Origin of the sequence: Camelimonas lactis, from assembly GCF_004342915.1 — a bacterium.
GTDB lineage: Bacteria > Pseudomonadota > Alphaproteobacteria > Rhizobiales > Beijerinckiaceae > Camelimonas > Camelimonas lactis.
Genome location: NZ_SLWL01000012.1, coordinates 59,429 through 76,937, shown reverse-complemented (window position 1 = coordinate 76,937; position 17,509 = coordinate 59,429). Strand labels below are relative to the sequence as shown.

Genomic DNA, 17,509 nt, shown 5'->3' with positions numbered 1-17,509 from the left:
ACCTGTTCAGCGCGTTTACGCAGATTTTCTGCATGAACGAATTTGGTGCGGAGGAACGGATGAGCGAGGCTGGAAGCGGCTGGAGCGACGAGCGCGTCGAACTGCTGAAGAAGCTCTGGTCGGAAGGGCTCAGCGCCAGCCAGATCGCCACCGCCATGGGCGGTGTGACGCGCAACGCGGTGATTGGCAAGGTTCACCGTCTCGGCCTGTCCGGCCGGGCCAAATCCCCATCTGGCGGCGCGCAAAAGCCGCGCAAGAGCGTTTCGGTCGCAACGCCGCGCGGCGTCGCCACCAATGCGCGGGCAACCGCCAGCATTCCGCTGGTGCAGGGCAACACGGCGCTCGCCGCCGTGGCCGTCGCGGCTGAACGCCCCGTGGAAACGCCCGCGCCGGCCGCCGTCGCCGCCGTGGCGACGTCGCCCGCGATCGCCGCGCCGGAGTCCCAGCGCGTCACCATCATGGAGCTGCGCGAGAACATGTGCCGCTGGCCCATGGGCGATCCGACCACGGCGGATTTCTGCTTCTGCGGCAACCGCACGACGCCCGGCATCCCCTACTGCACCTTCCACAGCCGCATCGCCTACCAGCCGCCTGAGCGCCGCCGCGACCGCCGGAGCAACTGAGGCCGGCCGTTCTCACGCGCCATATAACGTTATGCCCGCGCCAGCCGCGGGCATTGGCTTTTTTGGGCTGGTTGGGAGCCTGGGGGAGCCGGCGCTGTTTTTGGGCCGCGCCGCCTTGAGACGTCTTGCCCCCTGCACGCCCTCACCCGTCATGCCAGCCGTCCATGCCCCCCTCATGGCCAGCGCCCTCATGGCCAGCCCTCTCCCGGCCAGTCCTCTGCCGGCCAGTCCAGGCGCGCGCATTACAGTCTCGCCGTCACGCGGCGGACCGGATTGACGCACGCCGGCCGCCGCAACACGGGCGGGATGACCGACATGGGCGGGGAGGATGATCTGGCAGGGATCTGAAGGTGGCGTTTCGCGCGCCGTCAGGGCCGGCCCTCAGGAACGGGCGAACGTCTCGTCGAAGGAATAGCCGGCGCCGCGCACGGTGCGGATCGGGTCGGGCTGGCGCGGGCGGTTGATGGCCTTGCGCAGGCGGCCCACGTGCACGTCCACGGTGCGTTCGTCGATATAGACGTCGCGGCCCCAGACGCTGTCGAGCAGCTGCTCGCGGGTGAACACCCGGCCAGGGCTCTGCATAAGGAATTCCAGCAAGCGAAATTCGGTCGGACCGAGATGCAGTTCACGGTCGGCGCGGCGGACGCGGCGGGTTTCCCGGTCCAGTTCGATGTCGCCGGCGGTCAGCAGGGCGGCCACATGGCCTGGCTTGGCGCGGCGCAGCAGGGCGCGAACGCGGGCCAGCAGCTCCGGCACCGAAAACGGCTTGACGACATAGTCGTCGGCGCCGGTGGCCAGACCCCGGATGCGCTCCGCCTCCTCGCCGCGCGCCGTCAGCATGATGACCGGCAGGCGCGCCGTTTCCTCGCGCTGGCGCAGGCGGCGGCACAGCTCGATGCCGGAGAGACCCGGCAACATCCAGTCAAGCAGGGCGAGGTCCGGCGGGGCTTCCTGGAGGCGCACCTCCGCCTCGTCGCCGCGCGCCACCGCGTCGACCACATAACCTTCAGCTTCGAGATTGTAACGCAGCAGAAGGGCGAGGGATTCCTCATCCTCAACAATCAGAATGCGCGTCGCCATATGTCACTCCACGCCTGGCGGACAATTCACGCCCCGGCGGATCTCCAGCCGGCGGCGCGGCGCCGCCGGCTCATCAAGCATGCCGCGCCCGCTCCGGCCGGCCGCGCTGGCCAAAGGGCCATCCCCGCCAGGCGTGGTGAGCCGACGCATCCCCATCCCGGGAACGCGGGCGGCGCCCGGCGTGATCGATGGGGGCGCATCGCCCATCGCGCTCTGGCGTCAGCTCTCGCCAACCCGGGCGAAGCTGGTGTCGTCATTCTTGGGGCGCTCGCTGACGAGCGCGCTGCCGGTGACGAGATAATAAATCGTCTCGGCGATATTGGTGGTGTGATCGCCGATACGTTCGATATTCTTGGCGCAGAACAGCATGTGGGTGCAGAAGCCGATATTGCGCGGGTCTTCCATCATGTAGGTCAACAGTTCGCGGAACAGCGACGTGTACAGCGCGTCGATCTCGCCGTCGCGCTTCCAGACGTCGATGGCGACATTGACGTTCTGCTGGGTGAAGCCGTCGAGCACGTCCTTGAGCTGCTCCTGCACCAGGTCGCTCATGTGCTCGACGCCGACGACGATGCGGGTCGGCTGCATCTGGCCGCTGATGGCGACGGCGCGCTTGGCGATGTTCTTGGCGAGATCGCCGATGCGCTCGACGTCGCCGGCGACGCGGATCGCCGAGATGATCTCGCGCAGGTCCACCGCCATCGGCTGGCGCCGGGCGATGGTGAGGATGGCGTTTTCCTCGATCTCGCGCTGGAGATTGTCGAGGCGGGCGTCGGTATTGATGACCGATTGGGCCAGTTCGGCGTCACGGCGCACCAGGGCGCGGGTGGCGTCGTCGAGCATCTTCTCGGCGATGCCGCCCATTTCGACCACGCGGTTGCGCAGGGCGGCGAGTTCGGCGTCATAGGCGGAAACGATATGTTCGGCCATGGCTGTGTCTCCCTGGAGCGTCACCGGCGACTGGCGGCGGCGTCCTGTGCGGTTCTGGCGGAGGGGGCGATTTCGCCCTCGCCTCCGCGGCGTGTTGCTGTTGCCGGCCGGCGACCAATCCGCCAATCCGCCGGCGCGGACACCGCTCCTCAGCCGAAGCGGCCGGTGATGTAGTCCTGGGTGCGCTGGTCGGACGGGGTGGTGAAGATGCGCGACGTCTCGTCGAACTCCACCAGCTCGCCCAGATACATGAAGGCGGTGTACTCGGAGCAGCGCGCCGCCTGCTGCATGTTATGGGTGACGATGGCGATGGTGTACTCGGCCTTCAGCTCGTCGATCAGCTCCTCGATCTTGGCGGTCGAGATCGGATCGAGGGCCGAACAGGGCTCGTCGAGCAGGATGACTTCCGGCTTGATGGCGACGGTGCGGGCGATGCACAGGCGCTGCTGCTGGCCGCCGGAGAGGCTCTGGCCGCTGGCGCCCAGCTTGTCCTTCACCTCGTTCCACAGGGCGGCGCGGCGCAGCGAGGATTCCACACGCTCATCCATCTCCGCTTTGGACAGCTTCTCATAGAGACGCACGCCGAAGGCGATGTTGTCATAGATGGTCATGGGGAACGGCGTCGGCTTCTGGAACACCATGCCGACCCGCGAGCGCAGCAGGTTCTTGTCCTGCTTCGGCGACAGGATGTTCTCGCCGTCGAGCAGAACCTCGCCATCGGCGCGCTGGCCCGGATACAGGTCATACATGCGGTTCAGAATCCGCAGCAGCGTGGACTTGCCGCAGCCCGACGGCCCGATGAAGGCGGTGACCTTGCGTTCGTACAGCGGCAGGGAGATGCCCTTCAGCGCCAGCGTGTCGCCGTAATAGAACCTGAGGTTGCGGACCGAGATCTTCTCGTGCGCGGTTTCCTGGGCGTTGGGCATCTCGCGTTGGGCTCCGGCAGGCTGCATCGGGCGCGCCGACGACACGGCGGCGGATTGTGCGACGGTCATGTTCATGGGGCGGCTCCCGTTCACTGGCGGCTCCTGGAGGCGATGACGCGGGCCAGGATGGAGAGGGTGAGCACCGAGAGGGTGATGATCAGGGCGCCGGTCCAGGCCAGTTGCTGCCAATCCTTGTAAGGCGACAGGGCGAACTGGAAGATCACCACCGGCAGGCTGGCCATCGGCCCGTTGAGGTTGGCGCCGCCGAACTGGTTGTTCAGCGCCGTGAACAGCAGCGGCGCCGTCTCGCCGGAAACGCGGGCGATGGCGAGCAGCACGCCGGTGACCATGCCGGCCCGGGCGGCGCGGTAGGCGATGCGGCGGATGACCAGATGGCGCGGCATGCCGAGCGCCGAGGCCGCCTCACGCAGCTGGTTTGGCACCAGGTTCAGCATGTCCTCGGTGGTGCGCACCACCACGGGAATGACGATGATCGACAGGGCGACCGCGCCGGCAAAGCCCGAGAAATGGCCCATGCGGACCACCATCACCTCGTAGACGAAGAGGCCGATGACGATGGAGGGGGCGCTGAGCAGGATGTCGTTGATGAAGCGCACCACGAGCGACAGTTTCCCATGGGCGCCGTATTCGGCCATGTAGGTGCCGGCGAGGATGCCGATGGGCGTGCCGATCACCACGCCAAGCGCCGTCATGATCAGGCTGCCGACGATGGCGTTGAGTAGGCCGCCGGCCGAGCCGGGCGGCGGGGTGTTCTGGGTGAACACGTCCAGCGACAGGCCGCTGACACCGTTCCAGAGCAGCGCGGCGAGGATCATCACCAGCCAGGCCAGACCAAACAGGGACGCGGCCATGCACAGGCCCATCATCAGGTTGGAGCGGCTCTTGCGGCGACCATAGAAGGGGTTGGCGTTGCTCATGGCTTACTTCCCACCCTTCATTTCGAGGCGCAGCAGCATGTAGCGGGCGATGGCCAGCACAATGAAGGTGATGACGAACAGCAGCAGGCCAAGCGCGATCAGCGAAGAGGTGTAGATATCGCCGACCGCCTCGGTGAATTCGTTGGCGATGGTCGCAGAAATCGTGGTGCCCGGCGCCAGGATCGACGCGGAGATCTTGTGGGCGTTGCCGATGACGAAGGTCACCGCCATGGTCTCGCCGAGGGCGCGGCCAAGGCCCAGCATGACGCCGCCGATGACGCCGACGCGGGTGAAGGGCAGCACGACGTTCTTCACCACTTCCCAGCGCGTGCAGCCAATGCCGTAGGCGGCCTCCTTCAACACCGGCGGAACGGTGGAGAAGACATCGCGGGCGATCGAGGTGATGAACGGCAGCACCATGATGGCCAGGATCAGGCCGGCGGTGAGCATGCCAATGCCATAGGGCGGGCCGGCGAACACCGCGTTCAGCAGCGGAATGGGGCCGAACAGCGAAATGAGGAACGGCTGCACCGTCGTCTGGAGGAAGGGCGCGAAGACGAACAGACCCCAGATGCCGTAGATGATCGAGGGAATGCCGGCGAGCAGCTCGATGGCGATGCCGATCGGCCGGCGCAGCGGCATGGGACACAGCTCGGTGAGGAAGATGGCGATGCCCAGCCCCACCGGCACGGCGATCAGCATGGCGATCAGCGACGTGACGATAGTGCCGTAGATCGGCGCAAGGGCGCCGAATTTCTCGGTCACCGGGTTCCACGACTGGGAGGTGACGAAGCCAAAGCCGAACTCGCGAAGGGCCGGCGCCGCGCCCTCGATCAGGGCGACCATGACGCCGCCCAGCAGCACGAGCACCAGCACGGCGGCGGCGCGCGTCAGATTGAGAAACAGCAGGTTTCCCAGTCTGAACCTGTTCAGGACCGCCGTGCGCGCTGGCGCCGCATGGGCGGCCCCGGCCAAAGGTCCCGGAAATGATGTGTCAGCCATCAATAGCCCCGAATTGCCTCTTTTCGCGATCGTCCGGCCCGGACCGGCGGCATGTCATGCGCCGGCGGGCCTGACGCCTGCCCGCTCTCCCGTATACGCTCCCGGCCCCCCGGGTCCATATGCGGGCATGGCGGTCCGGCCAGATATCCGGCCGGACGCCTGACCGGCCCGTGCGGCCGGCTTACTTCGCGACGGCGACCGGCTTGCCGTCCGGGCCGACGATGGCGCTCCAGGCGTCGCGCACCTGCTTCACCACGCTGGCCGGCATCGGGATGTAGATCAGCTGCTCGGCCATCGGGCCGCCTTTTTCAAAAGCCCAGTCGAAGAACTGCAGGGCTTCGGCGGCGGCGGCCGGGTCATTCGGCTTCTTGTGCATCAGGATGAAGGTGGCGGCGGTGATCGGCCAGGAGCCATCGCCCGGTTCATCGGTGAGGATGACGCCGAAGCCCGGCGCCGACGACCAGTCCGCATTGGCGGCGGCGGCCTGGAAGCTCGTCACCTCCGGGCTGACGACCTTGCCGGCCTTGTTCTTCATGCGGGCGAAGGCGATGTTGTTTTCCTTCGCGTAGGCGTACTCCACATAGCCGATGGAGCCTTTGGTCTGGCCAACGTTGGCGGCGACGCCCTCGTTGCCCTTGGCGCCGAGGCCCACCGGCCACTCCACCGCGGTGGCGGAGCCGACCTTTTCCTTCCAGTCGGGGCTGACCTTGCCGAGGTAGTCGGTGAAATTGAAGGTGGTGCCCGAGCCGTCCGAACGGCGCACCACGGCGATGGCGGAGGAAGGCAGCTTCAGATCGGGGTTCAGGGCCTTGATGGCCGGGTCGTCCCAGGTCTTGATGTCGCCGAGGAAGATTTTCGCCAGGGTCGGACCGTCGAGCACCAGCTCGCCCGACCCGACGCCCTCAACGTTGATCACCGGCACGATGCCGCCCATCACCATCGGGAACTGGACGAGGCCGTCCTTTTCAAGCTCCGGGCCCTTCAGGGGCGCGTCGGTGGCGCCAAAGGTCACGGTGCGGGCGCGAATCTGCTTGATGCCGCCGCCGGAGCCGATCGACTGGTAATTCAGCTTCTTGCCGGTCTCCCTGTTCCAGGCGTCCGCCCACTTGGCGTAAACCGGAAACGGGAAACTGGCGCCAGCGCCGGAAATGTCGGCGCGCGCGGCGGCGGGCATCGCAAGCGCCGCGATGGCCATGCCGGCGGCAACGGCAAGCGATTTGAATTTCACGGTACGTCTCCAGGGTTGTGCAACCGTCCTGCGTCCCGTGGCGGAACGCGGCTGACCCACGCGAAGTTCTTCGCCCCGGTCAGCGCGGCCTGTTTAGGCCCCGCCAGTGACGCTTGTATGACATCTGGAAACCCATGACTATCAACATATTAGTCCCGCCCTGGCGCCGGCTGTCACAAAAAGCGGCGCATCAGCGTCGTCCACCGGTGAGTCCGGCCCCGCCTGATCGCGCCTTCAGCCGGCGTGGGAAGCGTCCGCCAGCGGCAACACCACGCGGAAGGTCGCGCCCTCGCCGGGGACGCTTTCGACATGCAGCCGGCCGCGATGACGGTTGACGATGTGCTTGACGATGGCGAGGCCAAGGCCCGAACCGCCCTTGCCGCGGCTGGCCTGGGCGTCGACCCGGTAAAACCGTTCGGTCAGACGCGGCACATGTTCGGCGGGTATGCCGGCGCCAAAATCGCGCACTTCGATGACGGCCTCCGATGGGGCGGCGGAGGCGGCCTGCCCGGCGTCCTCCCCGCCCGCCTCCGGCTTCGCGGCGCCCTCCCGCCGTGGCTCGTCCGGCGCGGCGCGCGTGGTCACCGTGATCGCGACGCGCTTGCCGCCATCGCCATATTTCACGGCGTTCTCCACCAGGTTTTCCACCACCCGCAGCAGTTCATCGCGATCGCCGGGAACAATCACCGGCTCCGCCGGCGCGGCCAGGCGAATATCGACCCCCGCATCCGTCGCCATCGGCCGCAGCGCCCCGGTGATCTGTCGCGCCACATCCACAAGGTCCACGGGCGCGGACGGGGCGTGGTGGGCGCGGCCCTCGATCCGCGACAGGGACAGCAGGTCGTCGATCAGCCGCTTCATGCGCAGGGACTGGTCGCGCATGATGGTGAGAAAACGCTCGCGCGCCACCGCATCGTTGCGGGCCGGCCCCTGGAGGGTTTCAATAAAGCCGAGCACCGTCGCCAGCGGCGTACGCAGTTCATGGCTGGCGTTGGCGATGAAATCGACCCGCATCTGCGCGACGCGCAGCTGGTCCGTCAGGTCGCGCAGGACCACAAGGGCGCCCCTGCGGCGGTCCGCTTCGAGCGGCGCCGTGGCGATCTCGAACGAACGCTCCACCGGCACCCGCTGCGTCACCAGCACGGTCCGTCCCGGGCCGCCGTTCAGCACGGCCTCCAGCGCCTCGACAAACTCGGGCGCGCGCAGCGCGAAGGACATGGGCCGGCCGATGACCAGGTGCGGAAACAGGCGCAGCGCTGGGGCTGAAATCGCCAGCACCACGCCGCGGCGATCCACGGCGACGCACGGATCGGGAAAGGCCGACACCACCGCCGGCAAGGCCAGATCGGTCGCGCCGCCGGCCGGGGTCAGCCGGCTTGGGCCCACGCCGCCGCCGGCGCGCGCCTGTCGCAGCGCCCGGCCAGCCAGCAACTGCATGAACCAGAGCGCCATGCCCGCCAGCGCCGCCCAGGGCCAGCCGCGCGCGGCGGCCTCCATCCCGGAGGCGACCAGCGCCAGGCCGCCAGCCAGCCCCAGGCACAGGGGAGCCAGCAGGCGCGCCGCGGCGCGAAACGCGCGCAGGGCCATCAGGCGGCGCGTCCCCGGCTCCGTCGCTCCCTGGCCCTGCTCCTGGGCCCCCCGGGTGAACTCGGCTGTCATCGGATCCGTCCCAGGATGTATCACCGCGCCATCGGGGTTTGCGACGCCCCCGGTCTGAACCGGAAAGCGCCGGGCGCCCTCCACAGGTTTCGCCGGCCCGGTTACGACGCTTCCCGACGCAGGCCCGGCCCGGCCCCGCCGCCAGAATCATCACACAGGCTGTCACGCCCGGATTTCAATCGTTTGACGATCTCATAACCACTCAGAAGCGCCAGCGCGAGCAGGAACGGCAACAGGTAATAACAGAGCCGGAACAGCAACAACGCCCCCAGCACCTGCGATCCCGGCAGCGACGACAGGGCCACCAGCATGGTCGCCTCGAACACGCCGATGCCGCCTGGCGCATGGCTGACGATGCCCAGCATGCAGGCGCAGACATAAATGGCGAGGAAGGTGGCGAAGTTGACGCCATGGCCATCGGGCAGCAGCACGAACAGAACGCCGGCGGCGGCGCAGGCGTCGCCAGCGCCAAGGGCCATCTGCCCCAGCGAGAGCCTGAGGCCCGGCAGTTCCAGGCGCCAGCCTTTCACCGCCACATAACGGTGCTTCACCGACACCCAGATGAGGTAGCCAACAACGGCGCAGGCGGTGAGCAGGCCGGCAAGCTGGTTGATGAAAATGCTGGTGTGGGCCAGCAGCGAAATGGCGCCGGCCTCGGCCATCAGGCTCCAGCCAAGCACGACGCCCATGCCAAGCCAGAAGGTGATGCCGGCGATCACCGTGAGGCTGGCGATCTGCGGGGCGCGCACGCCGCGCGCCGCGTAGATGCGATAGCGCACGGCGCCGGAGGTGAGCAGGGGAAACCCCAGGGTGAAGCTGACCGCATAGCTGGTGAACGACGCCAGCGCCGTGGTCCGGTACGGAACCTTGATGCGCATCTGCCGCAAGGCGAGGAAATCATAGCCGGTCAGCAGCAGATAACTCACCGCCACCAGCAGCATGGCCACGCCCAGTTGCCCGGCCGACACGCGCGCCAGCGCGGCGAGCACGTCCGCGGCGCTGATGGTGTGGGCGGTGCGCCACAGGACGAAGGCGGACGCGGCGAAAATCGCCAGGCTGGCGACAAGACCAACCCATGACCAGCGGCTTTTGCGGGCGGAAGGCTCCCCGAACGTGGCGTCAGGCGGCCCCGCTTCCGCGACCAGTTCGCCGGCGCCGGCGGCTCCAGAACTGAGCTTCGTGCTGCCTGTCATCAGAACCCTTCAATTCGCCGGCGGAACGCCATCGTCGCGGGCGAAACAGTCAAATGACAGGCCGCGCCCGACCATATGGGCGCGGAACGCCACTTACATTCCGTAACTCTGGCATATTTCAGCCCTGCGTCAGAATTTCAACCGCCGGGGTGGATGCGCGAAAATCTGGCGGCGGAGAACGGCGCCCGCTCTCATCACGCCCGGCGCTGTTGATTTCCGGCGCGGCCGCCCCCATGCCTTGGGGATGAATTTGCGCCCCCCTGATCCCATTGCCCGCCCTGCCCGCCGCGTCGCGCTGACTGGCGCCAGCGGCTTTATCGGTCGCTATTGCGCGCCGGCGCTGGCGGGCGGCGGGCATCAACTGACGCTGCTGCAACGGGCGGCGACCGCCGGACCGGAGGGCGCTCCGGTCGCGGGCGTTCCGGTCGCGGGCGCGCGCGTCGTGGCCATCGGCGATCTGGCCGACGCCGCCACCGCGTCTGGCGAAAATCTGGTCAACGCCTTGCGTGGCTGCGAGGCCCTGGTGCATCTGGCCGGCCGGGCCCACCGCGCCATTGGCGATGAGGCGGAGGCGCTGGCCCTGTATCGCGCCCACAACACCCTGCCGACGCTTGCCCTGGCGCGGGCGGCGGCCGCCGCCGGGGTGCGCCAGATGATTTTCGCCAGCACATCCTACGTGCATGGCCACGTGACCCGGCCAGGCCAGCCGTTCAGCAGCGACTCGCCGCTCGCCCCCTCGGGAGCCTATGCGATCAGCAAGGCCGACGCCGAGGAGGGCCTGCGCCGTCTCGCGCCGGAGCTTGGCCTCGCAGTCAGCATCGTGCGGCCGGCCGTGGTGCACGGGCCCCATCCCACCGCCAATATCCGGGCGCTGCTGGGGGCCGTGCGGCGCGGCCTGCCGCTGCCGTTCGCCGCCATCGACAATCGCCGCTCGTTCCTGGGGCTGGAAAACCTGACCTCGTTCATCGCCCATGCCCTGGACAACCCGCCGCCGCCCGGCGCCGTCGACGCCTGGACGCTGGCTGACGCGCAGACGCCATCGACGCCGGAGTTCGTCCGCCTGCTCGGCGCCGCGACCGGCCGGAAGCCGCGCCTCGTCGCCTTCCCGCCCCTGCTGCTGCGGCGGGCGCTGACCATGGCCGGGCGCGCCGGCATGGCAGAAAGCCTGATCGACTCCTTCGAGATCGACATAAGCCCCGTGCTGGCGCGCAGCGGCTGGACGCCGCCGCTCACCCTGGCGGAAGGATTGCGGCGGATGGCGATGGCGGACTGAACCCATGCGGAGCGCGCATGGTCGCCGCTTGAAACCAGCCCGGGCGCTCCCTAAATCTGCCTTGACGCCGCAGACAGCGGGTCAATCCACGAGGCGCCTTTTGAAAGGGCTTCGCCATATGACGCGAGCATCACCGTTTTCCCACCCGTTCCTGCTCGGGTTCGACGAGATCGAGCAGGCGCTGGACCGGGCCGCCAAGGCTGCGACCGACGGCTATCCGCCGTACAACATCGAGCGCATCCAGCGCGGCGACGCCGACCCGGAGCGGCTGCGCATCACGCTTGCGGTCGCCGGCTTCACTCGCGACCAGCTTGAAATCACCCTGGAAGAGAACCAGCTGGTGATCCGTGGGCGGCAGCTGGAGGACAAGTCGCGGGTGTTCCTGCACCGGGGCATCGCGGCGCGGCAGTTCCAGCGCTCGTTCCTGCTGGCCGACGGCATGGAGGTGCTCGGGGCGGACCTTTCCAACGGGCTTCTTTCCGTCGACGTGGCGCGACCGGACGCCCAGCGCGTCGTCCGCCGCATCGACATCGCGGCGCGGGACTGATCCCGGGCGCCGCACCAGATCATGCGCGGGGGAATGACTTCCGCAGCGCATGTCATGGCCGGGCCAATCGCGGCCGGCCGACCGTGATCACAGCGACAGTGGCGCCTGTGATGACGCACCAGCGTCGCCCGGAATGGGGGCGCACAGGAGGACAGCCATGACCAGACACGAATTTGACAACAGCCCGAAGAGCACCGACCTGGAGGCCGCCAATGGCCTCGCCTATGTGCGCGCCATCCGCTCGGAAGACGTGAAGAGCCTGTTTCCCCAGGCCCCGGCCCTGCAGCCTGGCATGGAGCTGTTCGCCCTGCTCGCCGGCGACGGCACGCCGATCCTCGTCACCGACACGCGCGACGCCGCCCTGGCCAACGCCTGGGCCAATGACCTGACGCCGGTGAGCCTGCACTGACAGCGCCTGTCGATCAGCCGCGATCGGCTGATCGATCCCAGGTCACTCAAAACAGGGAAGGCGCAATACGGGGAAGGCTTGGGCGGTTTCCGATCCGGACTGGTCGAAAACTGCTCCAGTGGCGCGCCATCCGCACGCCCGGGCTGCCTGGCCCGGGCAACTTCGCACCCCGTGGCCGCCACCCATCGCCCCTCTCCGTCGTCACACCCTCAAACGCCAGCGCGCATGGCGTCGACCACGCGCGTCAGCAGGGCGATGTCCTGGGGGCGCGACAGGCGATGGTCGCCATCCTTGATGAAGGTGAGATTGACGTTGACGCCGGGCAACGCCTCGAACACGTGCCTTGCGTGACGCCATGGCACGTCCGGGTCCTCCATGCCCTGCAGGATATGCACCGGGCAGCCAGGATCGATGGGGGCGTCGAGCAGGCTGTGGCCGGCGCCGTCCTCGATCAGCTTACGGGTGATGGGATAGGGCTCGTCGGAATATTCCGATGGCCGCAGCCAGACGCCATCGCGGAGCACCGCCTGACGCGCGTCCTCCGGCATCGCCGGCCACATCAGCTTTTCCGTGAAATCAACCGCCGGCGCGATCAGCACCATGGCGCCAGGCGCCTTGCCCTGGCGCGCCAGTTCGCGGGCGACCAGCAGGGCGATCCAGCCGCCCATGGAGGAGCCGACCAGCACCGGCCGCCCGCCGCCGAAGCGGTTGATGACGGCGAGGGCGTCCTCCAGCCAGGCGGTGACACACAGGTCCTCGAACCGGCCGCCAGATTCCCCGTGACCGCCATAATCGAACCGCAGGAAAGCGCCGCCGCAGGCCGCCGCGGCCGCATCGAGGGCGCTGGCCTTGGTGGCAAGCATGTCGGAGCGGAAGCCGCCGAGCCAGATCACCGTTGGCCCGGAGCCGGCGCGTCGTCTGAAAGCGATGCGACGGGCGGCGTCGCCGTCGCCAACTTCAAGAAACTCTGGAGCTTCTACCGTCATGAGCTTCCTCTTCAGCGTAACGCGCCCTGGTTGACGCGGGCGCAAAATTCCGGTCGGGGGAAACGAAATTTCGCCTCATGTTTCTGGTTGAGGCATGTTTCCACCGTGAAGCGACGCACGACGCGCCTGCAAACGCCTGACGCGCCGCCGGGCGGGGTGCGGTTCTGGCGCGGAGCCCGAAAATGTCCAGCGCCCGGACCGCGGAATCAGGACAATTCCGTTCGGTTAACATTTCTGCGGCATCATGGCGCGTCCAATCCGCCTGTCCTGGCGCAGGTTCGCCACGCTTCGTCCATTTTTCGTCACGACCCCGGTCAGCAATGAATCATTTTCCCACCACCGCCCACGCCCTCGCAGGCCGCACCATTCTCCAGATCGTTCCCGAGCTGGACGCTGGCGGCGCCGAGCGCACGGCGGTGGACATCGCCGCCGGGCTGGCGCGCTGCGGCGCCCGGGCGCTGGTGGCGACGGAAGGCGGCCGGCTGGTCGGCGAACTCCAGGCGGAAGGGGGCATCTGGATCCCCTTCCCGGCCCGCAGCAAGAACCCGGTCGCCATGGCGCTGAACGCGCGCAAGCTGATGCGCATCTGCCTCGATGAGGGCGTGTCGCTGGTGCACGCCCGCTCCCGCGCCCCGGCATGGGTGGCGCTGGCGGCCGCGCGCAGCCTCGGCCTGCCGTTCGTCACCACCTATCATGGCAGCTATTCCGGCAAGTCGCCGGTCAAGGTGCATTACAATTCCGTCATGGCGCGCGGTGATGTGGTGATCGCCAACTCCCATTACACCGCCGATCTGATCTGCGCGGCCTGGCCCCAGGCCCGCCCGCGCATCCGCGTCATCCATCGCGGCACCAATCTCAACGCCTTCTCGGCCCGCTCCGTGCCGGCTGAACGGGTGGAGGCGCTGCGCAAGGCGTGGAAACTGCCGCCGCATGAACGCATCGTGCTGCTGGCCGCCCGGCTGACCAGCTGGAAGGGGCAGAAGGTCCTCATTGAAGCGGCGAAGAAGCTGGTCGACAACGGCCTGCGCGACGTGGCTTTCGTGCTGGCGGGCGATCCGCAGGGGCGGGATTCCTACGTGCGCGAGCTGGACGGCATGATCAACAGGCTGGGCCTGCAGGGCGTTGTGCACCGCGTTGGCCATTGCACCGACATGCCGGCGGCGCTGCTGGCGGCGGCGGTGGTGACCGTGCCCTCCACCGAGCCAGAGGCGTTTGGCCGCGTCGCCGTGGAGGCGCAGGCCCTCGGCACCCCGGTGATCGTTTCCGATCTCGGCGCCGTGCCGGAAACCGTGCTCTACCCGCCGCGCGTGCCAGCGAGCGAACGCACCGGCTGGGTCGTCCCGCCTGGCGACGCCGACGCCCTGGCGGACGCCATCGGCGCGGCCCTGACCATGGGCGCCAGCGCGCTGGAGGGCATGACCCGGCGCGCCCGCATGCACGTGGAGCAGCATTTCTCGCTCGAAGCCATGGTCAACGCCACCCTCGACGCCTATGTGGCGGCGCTGGCGGCGGCGCGGTCCTGATTTCGCGCCCCGCCCGGCCCCGGCCCCGGCCGGTCAGGCCAGACGTCCGCCAAAAAACCATCCGGGCGCGACGTCACCGCGATTCATGAATGCGGTCTGCGTGACCCGGCGCCGCCGGGCGGACCGCCCGAACGTCTGGCGCCGGCGCGCCGTTGCCCCAGGCGGCCGCGGATCGCGCTGGCGCCTTGACTTGCCGGCGCATTCTGCGAATGTCCCGGCTTCAGATTATATTTGCGCGCTGGCGACCGCCGCCGTCCGGCGACACCCGCCCATTCCGCCGCGCAGTTAGAGGAGAAGACCGCCATTCGTCGCCCAATGCGATCCATGCAGGCCCCACAGAAGGAAGGGCCCCGCGCCAACCGCGACATTCGCGGCGTCCGCGAAGTCCAGCTCATTGACGACACCGGGCAGAACCGGGGAGTGGTGCCGTTTTTTGACGCGCTCAACATCGCCGAGGAAGCCGGTCTTGATCTGGTAGAGATCGCGCCCAACTCCACGCCGCCGGTGTGCAAGATTCTCGACCTCGGCCGCTTCAAGTTCCTCGAGCAGAAGAAACAGTCCGAGGCGCGCAAGAAGCAGAAGACGGTTGAAGTCAAGGAAGTGAAGCTGCGGCCGGGCATCGACGAGCACGACTACGAAACCAAGATGAAGGCGGTGCGCCGCTTCTTCGAGGAGGGCGACAAGGTCAAGGTGACCCTGCGCTTCCGTGGCCGTGAAATGGCGCACCAGGACATCGGCTATCGCCTGCTGGTGCGCGTGAAGACGGAAATGGCGGAAATCGCCAAGGTGGAGAGCGAGCCGATGCTCGAAGGCCGCCAGATGATCATGATTCTGGCGCCGCGCAGCTGAGCGCCGGGCCGCGCATGGTCGCGCATTTCGCCGGTCAGGCTCCCAGCCTGGCCGGTTTTCTTTTGGCGGCGCCAGGCCGGCAATGGCCCTGGGCCCGTAGGGGCCCCGGACCTGGGTTGGCCTGGGGCCGCATTTGTGGGCAATGACGTTTCGACGCGCCCGCCGGTCTTGTGGCGGCGCGATGTTTCTGCCATAAGCCACGCTTCATTCGGACCGACCGGCTTGTAAAGGGCTGCCGTGGCGGTTCGTGAAAGCTCATGAAAATCCCATGAGTTCAGGGGCGGTTCGCCGCCTCTCTCGCGTTGAGGAGAGCCAAATGCCCAAGCTGAAGACGAAGTCGGGCGCGAAAAAGCGCTTCAAGATCACCGGCACCGGCAAGGTGCTGGCCGCCCAGGCCGGCAAGCGCCACGGAATGATCAAGCGGACCAACAAGCAGATCCGCAACCAGCGCGGCACCACCGTGCTGTTCGAGGGCGACGCGAAGAACATCAAGAAGTTCTTCCTCCCCAACTACTGATCCATTCCGCCAGCATCTTTGACAGGTTCCCAGGAGATCCAACATGGCCCGCGTCAAGCGCGGCGTGACCGCCCACGCCAAGCATAAAAAAGTTCTCAAGGCAGCCAAGGGCTTCTACGGCCGCCGCAAAAATACGATCCGCACCGCCAAGGCGGCTGTCGATCGCTCGATGCAGTACGCGTATCGCGACCGCAAGAACAAGAAGCGCACCTTCCGCGCGCTCTGGATCCAGCGCCTGAACGCCGCCGTGCGTGAACATGGCCTGACCTACAGCCGCTTTATCGACGGCCTCGGCAAGGCCGGCGTTGAGATCGACCGCAAGGTGCTGTCCGATCTGGCCATCCGCGAACCGGTCGCCTTCAAGGCCATCGTGGACCAGGCCAAGGCTGCGCTTCCCGCGGCCTGATCGGCGGAGGCGTCCTGACCGGGCGCCCTCTCCCCAGCTTTACCGAGGCAGCAGCGCCGGACGGTCGCAAGACCGTCGCGGCGCTGTCGCATGTCAGGGGTCCGCGCAACGCCTTTTGCGCCGCGCGGCCTGACCGTTCCGGAGCAAGATCCGTTCACATTGAAACGGAGTTGCCCTGTCTCCCTGGTTTGACGCGCTTTCCTGACGCGATAATCCGCTCCGGCAGATCACGGCCCGCCATCGCCATGGGCGGCCCGGCTGGCCCGGAGCCTGCGAGGCCGCAATGACCGATCCCAACGCCAGTTCTTCAACCGATCCTGCTTCCGATCTCGCCGCGCTCGAACAGGGCCTGACGGCGGACATCGCCGGCGCGGCGGACGAGGCCGCCATCGAGGCCATCCGCGTGGCGGCGCTGGGCAAGAAGGGGCGCGTCTCCGAACTGCTGAAGACCCTCGGCGCCATGTCCCCCGAGGAGCGAAAGGAAAAGGGGCCGCTGATCAACGGCCTGCGCGACCGCGTGCAGGGCGCCCTGGCCGCCCGCAAGGAAGAACTCGCCGCCGCCGCCCTCACCGCCCGCCTCGAGGCCGAGCGCGTCGACGTCACGCTGCCGCTGCGCGAGGCGCCGCAGAGCAGAGGCCGGCTGCATCCGATCAGCCAGGTGGTGGACGAACTCACCGCCATCTTCGCCGACATGGGCTTCGCCGTCGCCGAAGGGCCGGATATCGAAACTGATTTTTACAATTTCACCGCCCTGAACTTCCCGGAAGGTCACCCGGCGCGTGAGATGCACGACACCTTCTTCCTGCCGGAAGGCGCCGACGGCAAGCGCAAGCTGCTGCGCACCCACACCTCGCCGGTGCAGATCCGCACCATGCAGAACGTGAAGCCGCCGATCCGCGTTATCTGCCCCGGCCGCACCTACCGCACCGATTCCGACCAGACCCACACGCCGATGTTCCATCAGGTGGAGGGGCTGGTGATCGACAGGGTCGCCAACATGGGCCACCTGAAATGGGTGCTGGAGGAGTTCTGCAAGGCGTTTTTCGAGGTGGACAGCGTGAAAATGCGCTTCCGCCCGTCGTTCTTCCCCTTCACCGAGCCCTCGGCGGAGGTCGACATCCAGTGCTCGCGCAAGGGCGGCGAAATCCGCTTCGGCGAGGGCGACGACTGGCTGGAGATTCTGGGCTGCGGCATGGTGCATCCCAACGTGCTGCGCAATTGCGGCATCGATCCCGATGAATACCAGGGCTTTGCCTGGGGCATGGGCATCGATCGCATCGCCATGCTGAAGTACGGCATGCCGGACCTGCGCCCCTTCTTCGAGGCCGACGTGCGCTGGCTGGAGCACTACGGCTTCCGCCCCCTCGACCTGCCGTCGCTGGCCGGCGGCCTGTCCTCCTGAGCGTCACCGGAGACTGAC

General features: G+C 67.8%; 18 protein-coding genes. 9 read left to right on the top strand and 9 right to left on the bottom strand.

Translation table 11 applies throughout. The features are described 5' to 3' along the window. The first annotated feature begins 59 nt into the window (after nt 1–59). A complete protein-coding gene (locus EV666_RS13470) occupies nt 60–623 on the top strand; it encodes a GcrA family cell cycle regulator (RefSeq protein WP_132008916.1) in 564 nt (187 codons plus the stop codon). A 381-nt stretch (nt 624–1,004) separates the two neighbouring features. On the opposite strand, the gene phoB is transcribed toward EV666_RS13470, so the two are convergent. The 8 genes from phoB to EV666_RS13430 form a co-directional block, all read right to left on the bottom strand. Then, on the bottom strand, nt 1,005–1,703 hold the full coding sequence (gene phoB / locus EV666_RS13465) for a phosphate regulon transcriptional regulator PhoB (protein WP_132008913.1): 699 nt from the start codon (nt 1,701–1,703) through the stop codon (nt 1,005–1,007). A 219-nt stretch (nt 1,704–1,922) separates the two neighbouring features. After that, nucleotides 1,923–2,633: a phosphate signaling complex protein PhoU gene (gene phoU / locus EV666_RS13460; RefSeq protein ID WP_132008911.1), complete on the bottom strand. Its 711-nt coding sequence runs from the start codon at nt 2,631–2,633 to the stop codon at nt 1,923–1,925. Nucleotides 2,634–2,782: 149 nt separating this feature from the next. Next, a complete protein-coding gene (gene pstB, locus EV666_RS13455) occupies nt 2,783–3,628 on the bottom strand; it encodes a phosphate ABC transporter ATP-binding protein PstB (protein WP_132009152.1) in 846 nt (281 codons plus the stop codon). A gap of 20 nt (nt 3,629–3,648) precedes the next feature. Continuing rightward, on the bottom strand, nt 3,649–4,497 hold the full coding sequence (gene pstA / locus EV666_RS13450) for a phosphate ABC transporter permease PstA (protein WP_132008908.1): 849 nt from the start codon (nt 4,495–4,497) through the stop codon (nt 3,649–3,651). 3 nt (nt 4,498–4,500) lie between these two features. Then, nucleotides 4,501–5,499, bottom strand: coding sequence for a phosphate ABC transporter permease subunit PstC (gene pstC / locus EV666_RS13445; protein ID WP_132008905.1), 999 nt, complete (start codon nt 5,497–5,499; stop codon nt 4,501–4,503). Nucleotides 5,500–5,680: 181 nt separating this feature from the next. Beyond that, entirely contained in the window at nt 5,681–6,727 is a 1,047-nt protein-coding gene (gene pstS / locus EV666_RS13440) for a phosphate ABC transporter substrate-binding protein PstS (protein WP_280990842.1), read from the bottom strand. Nucleotides 6,728–6,961: 234 nt separating this feature from the next. Further along, nucleotides 6,962–8,386 carry an ATP-binding protein gene (locus tag EV666_RS13435; RefSeq protein ID WP_280990841.1) on the bottom strand — a complete coding sequence of 475 codons (1,425 nt, stop codon included), beginning with the start codon at nt 8,384–8,386 and terminating at the stop codon, nt 6,962–6,964. 101 nt (nt 8,387–8,487) lie between these two features. After that, nucleotides 8,488–9,579: a lysylphosphatidylglycerol synthase domain-containing protein gene (locus EV666_RS13430; protein WP_132008902.1), complete on the bottom strand. Its 1,092-nt coding sequence runs from the start codon at nt 9,577–9,579 to the stop codon at nt 8,488–8,490. A gap of 244 nt (nt 9,580–9,823) precedes the next feature. Between EV666_RS13430 and EV666_RS13425 the strand changes: the two genes are divergently transcribed. The 3 genes from EV666_RS13425 to EV666_RS13415 all read left to right on the top strand — a co-directional run bounded on the left by EV666_RS13425 (nt 9,824) and on the right by EV666_RS13415 (nt 11,808). Continuing rightward, a complete protein-coding gene (locus EV666_RS13425) occupies nt 9,824–10,852 on the top strand; it encodes an NAD-dependent epimerase/dehydratase family protein (protein ID WP_132008899.1) in 1,029 nt (342 codons plus the stop codon). Between the two features lie 118 nt (nt 10,853–10,970). After that, complete coding sequence (locus EV666_RS13420; RefSeq protein WP_132008896.1) at nt 10,971–11,399, top strand: Hsp20 family protein; 429 nt, start codon at nt 10,971–10,973, stop codon at nt 11,397–11,399. A gap of 157 nt (nt 11,400–11,556) precedes the next feature. Beyond that, the gene (locus EV666_RS13415; RefSeq protein ID WP_132008893.1) at nt 11,557–11,808 is read left to right on the top strand and encodes a BQ00720 family protein; all 252 of its coding nucleotides are present in this window, start codon (nt 11,557–11,559) and stop codon (nt 11,806–11,808) included. 209 nt (nt 11,809–12,017) lie between these two features. Here EV666_RS13415 and EV666_RS13410 read toward each other — a convergent pair whose 3' ends face one another. Further along, nucleotides 12,018–12,794, bottom strand: a complete 777-nt coding sequence (locus EV666_RS13410) for an alpha/beta hydrolase (protein WP_132008890.1) — start codon at nt 12,792–12,794, stop codon at nt 12,018–12,020. Nucleotides 12,795–13,114: 320 nt separating this feature from the next. On the opposite strand from EV666_RS13410, the gene EV666_RS13405 reads away from it, so the two are divergent. The 5 genes from EV666_RS13405 (at nt 13,115) to pheS (ending at nt 17,491) form a co-directional block, all read left to right on the top strand. Further along, complete coding sequence (locus EV666_RS13405) at nt 13,115–14,317, top strand: glycosyltransferase family 4 protein (protein WP_132008887.1); 1,203 nt, start codon at nt 13,115–13,117, stop codon at nt 14,315–14,317. Between the two features lie 324 nt (nt 14,318–14,641). Continuing rightward, nucleotides 14,642–15,166, top strand: coding sequence for a translation initiation factor IF-3 (gene infC / locus EV666_RS13400; RefSeq protein ID WP_245514420.1), 525 nt, complete (start codon nt 14,642–14,644; stop codon nt 15,164–15,166). Between the two features lie 316 nt (nt 15,167–15,482). Continuing rightward, on the top strand, nt 15,483–15,683 hold the full coding sequence (gene rpmI / locus EV666_RS13395) for a 50S ribosomal protein L35 (RefSeq protein WP_132008881.1): 201 nt from the start codon (nt 15,483–15,485) through the stop codon (nt 15,681–15,683). Between the two features lie 43 nt (nt 15,684–15,726). Further along, nucleotides 15,727–16,089, top strand: coding sequence for a 50S ribosomal protein L20 (gene rplT / locus EV666_RS13390; protein WP_132008878.1), 363 nt, complete (start codon nt 15,727–15,729; stop codon nt 16,087–16,089). Nucleotides 16,090–16,372: 283 nt separating this feature from the next. Beyond that, nucleotides 16,373–17,491 (top strand): phenylalanine--tRNA ligase subunit alpha, encoded by a 1,119-nt coding sequence (gene pheS / locus EV666_RS13385; RefSeq protein ID WP_132008875.1) that lies wholly within the window; start codon nt 16,373–16,375, stop codon nt 17,489–17,491. Nucleotides 17,492–17,509 lie beyond the last annotated feature (18 nt).

Coding starts and splice junctions, on each gene's coding strand:
- EV666_RS13470 (WP_132008916.1), top strand. CDS start 60: ATGAGCGAGGCTGGAAGCGGCTGGAGCGACGAGCGCGTCGAACTGCTG.
- phoB (WP_132008913.1), bottom strand. CDS start 1,703: ATGGCGACGCGCATTCTGATTGTTGAGGATGAGGAATCCCTCGCCCTT.
- phoU (WP_132008911.1), bottom strand. CDS start 2,633: ATGGCCGAACATATCGTTTCCGCCTATGACGCCGAACTCGCCGCCCTG.
- pstB (WP_132009152.1), bottom strand. CDS start 3,628: ATGACCGTCGCACAATCCGCCGCCGTGTCGTCGGCGCGCCCGATGCAG.
- pstA (WP_132008908.1), bottom strand. CDS start 4,497: ATGAGCAACGCCAACCCCTTCTATGGTCGCCGCAAGAGCCGCTCCAAC.
- pstC (WP_132008905.1), bottom strand. CDS start 5,499: ATGGCTGACACATCATTTCCGGGACCTTTGGCCGGGGCCGCCCATGCG.
- EV666_RS13435 (WP_280990841.1), bottom strand. CDS start 8,386: ATGACAGCCGAGTTCACCCGGGGGGCCCAGGAGCAGGGCCAGGGAGCG.
- EV666_RS13430 (WP_132008902.1), bottom strand. CDS start 9,579: ATGACAGGCAGCACGAAGCTCAGTTCTGGAGCCGCCGGCGCCGGCGAA.
- EV666_RS13425 (WP_132008899.1), top strand. CDS start 9,824: ATGAATTTGCGCCCCCCTGATCCCATTGCCCGCCCTGCCCGCCGCGTC.
- EV666_RS13420 (WP_132008896.1), top strand. CDS start 10,971: ATGACGCGAGCATCACCGTTTTCCCACCCGTTCCTGCTCGGGTTCGAC.
- EV666_RS13415 (WP_132008893.1), top strand. CDS start 11,557: ATGACCAGACACGAATTTGACAACAGCCCGAAGAGCACCGACCTGGAG.
- EV666_RS13410 (WP_132008890.1), bottom strand. CDS start 12,794: ATGACGGTAGAAGCTCCAGAGTTTCTTGAAGTTGGCGACGGCGACGCC.
- EV666_RS13405 (WP_132008887.1), top strand. CDS start 13,115: ATGAATCATTTTCCCACCACCGCCCACGCCCTCGCAGGCCGCACCATT.
- infC (WP_245514420.1), top strand. CDS start 14,642: ATGCAGGCCCCACAGAAGGAAGGGCCCCGCGCCAACCGCGACATTCGC.
- rpmI (WP_132008881.1), top strand. CDS start 15,483: ATGCCCAAGCTGAAGACGAAGTCGGGCGCGAAAAAGCGCTTCAAGATC.
- rplT (WP_132008878.1), top strand. CDS start 15,727: ATGGCCCGCGTCAAGCGCGGCGTGACCGCCCACGCCAAGCATAAAAAA.
- pheS (WP_132008875.1), top strand. CDS start 16,373: ATGACCGATCCCAACGCCAGTTCTTCAACCGATCCTGCTTCCGATCTC.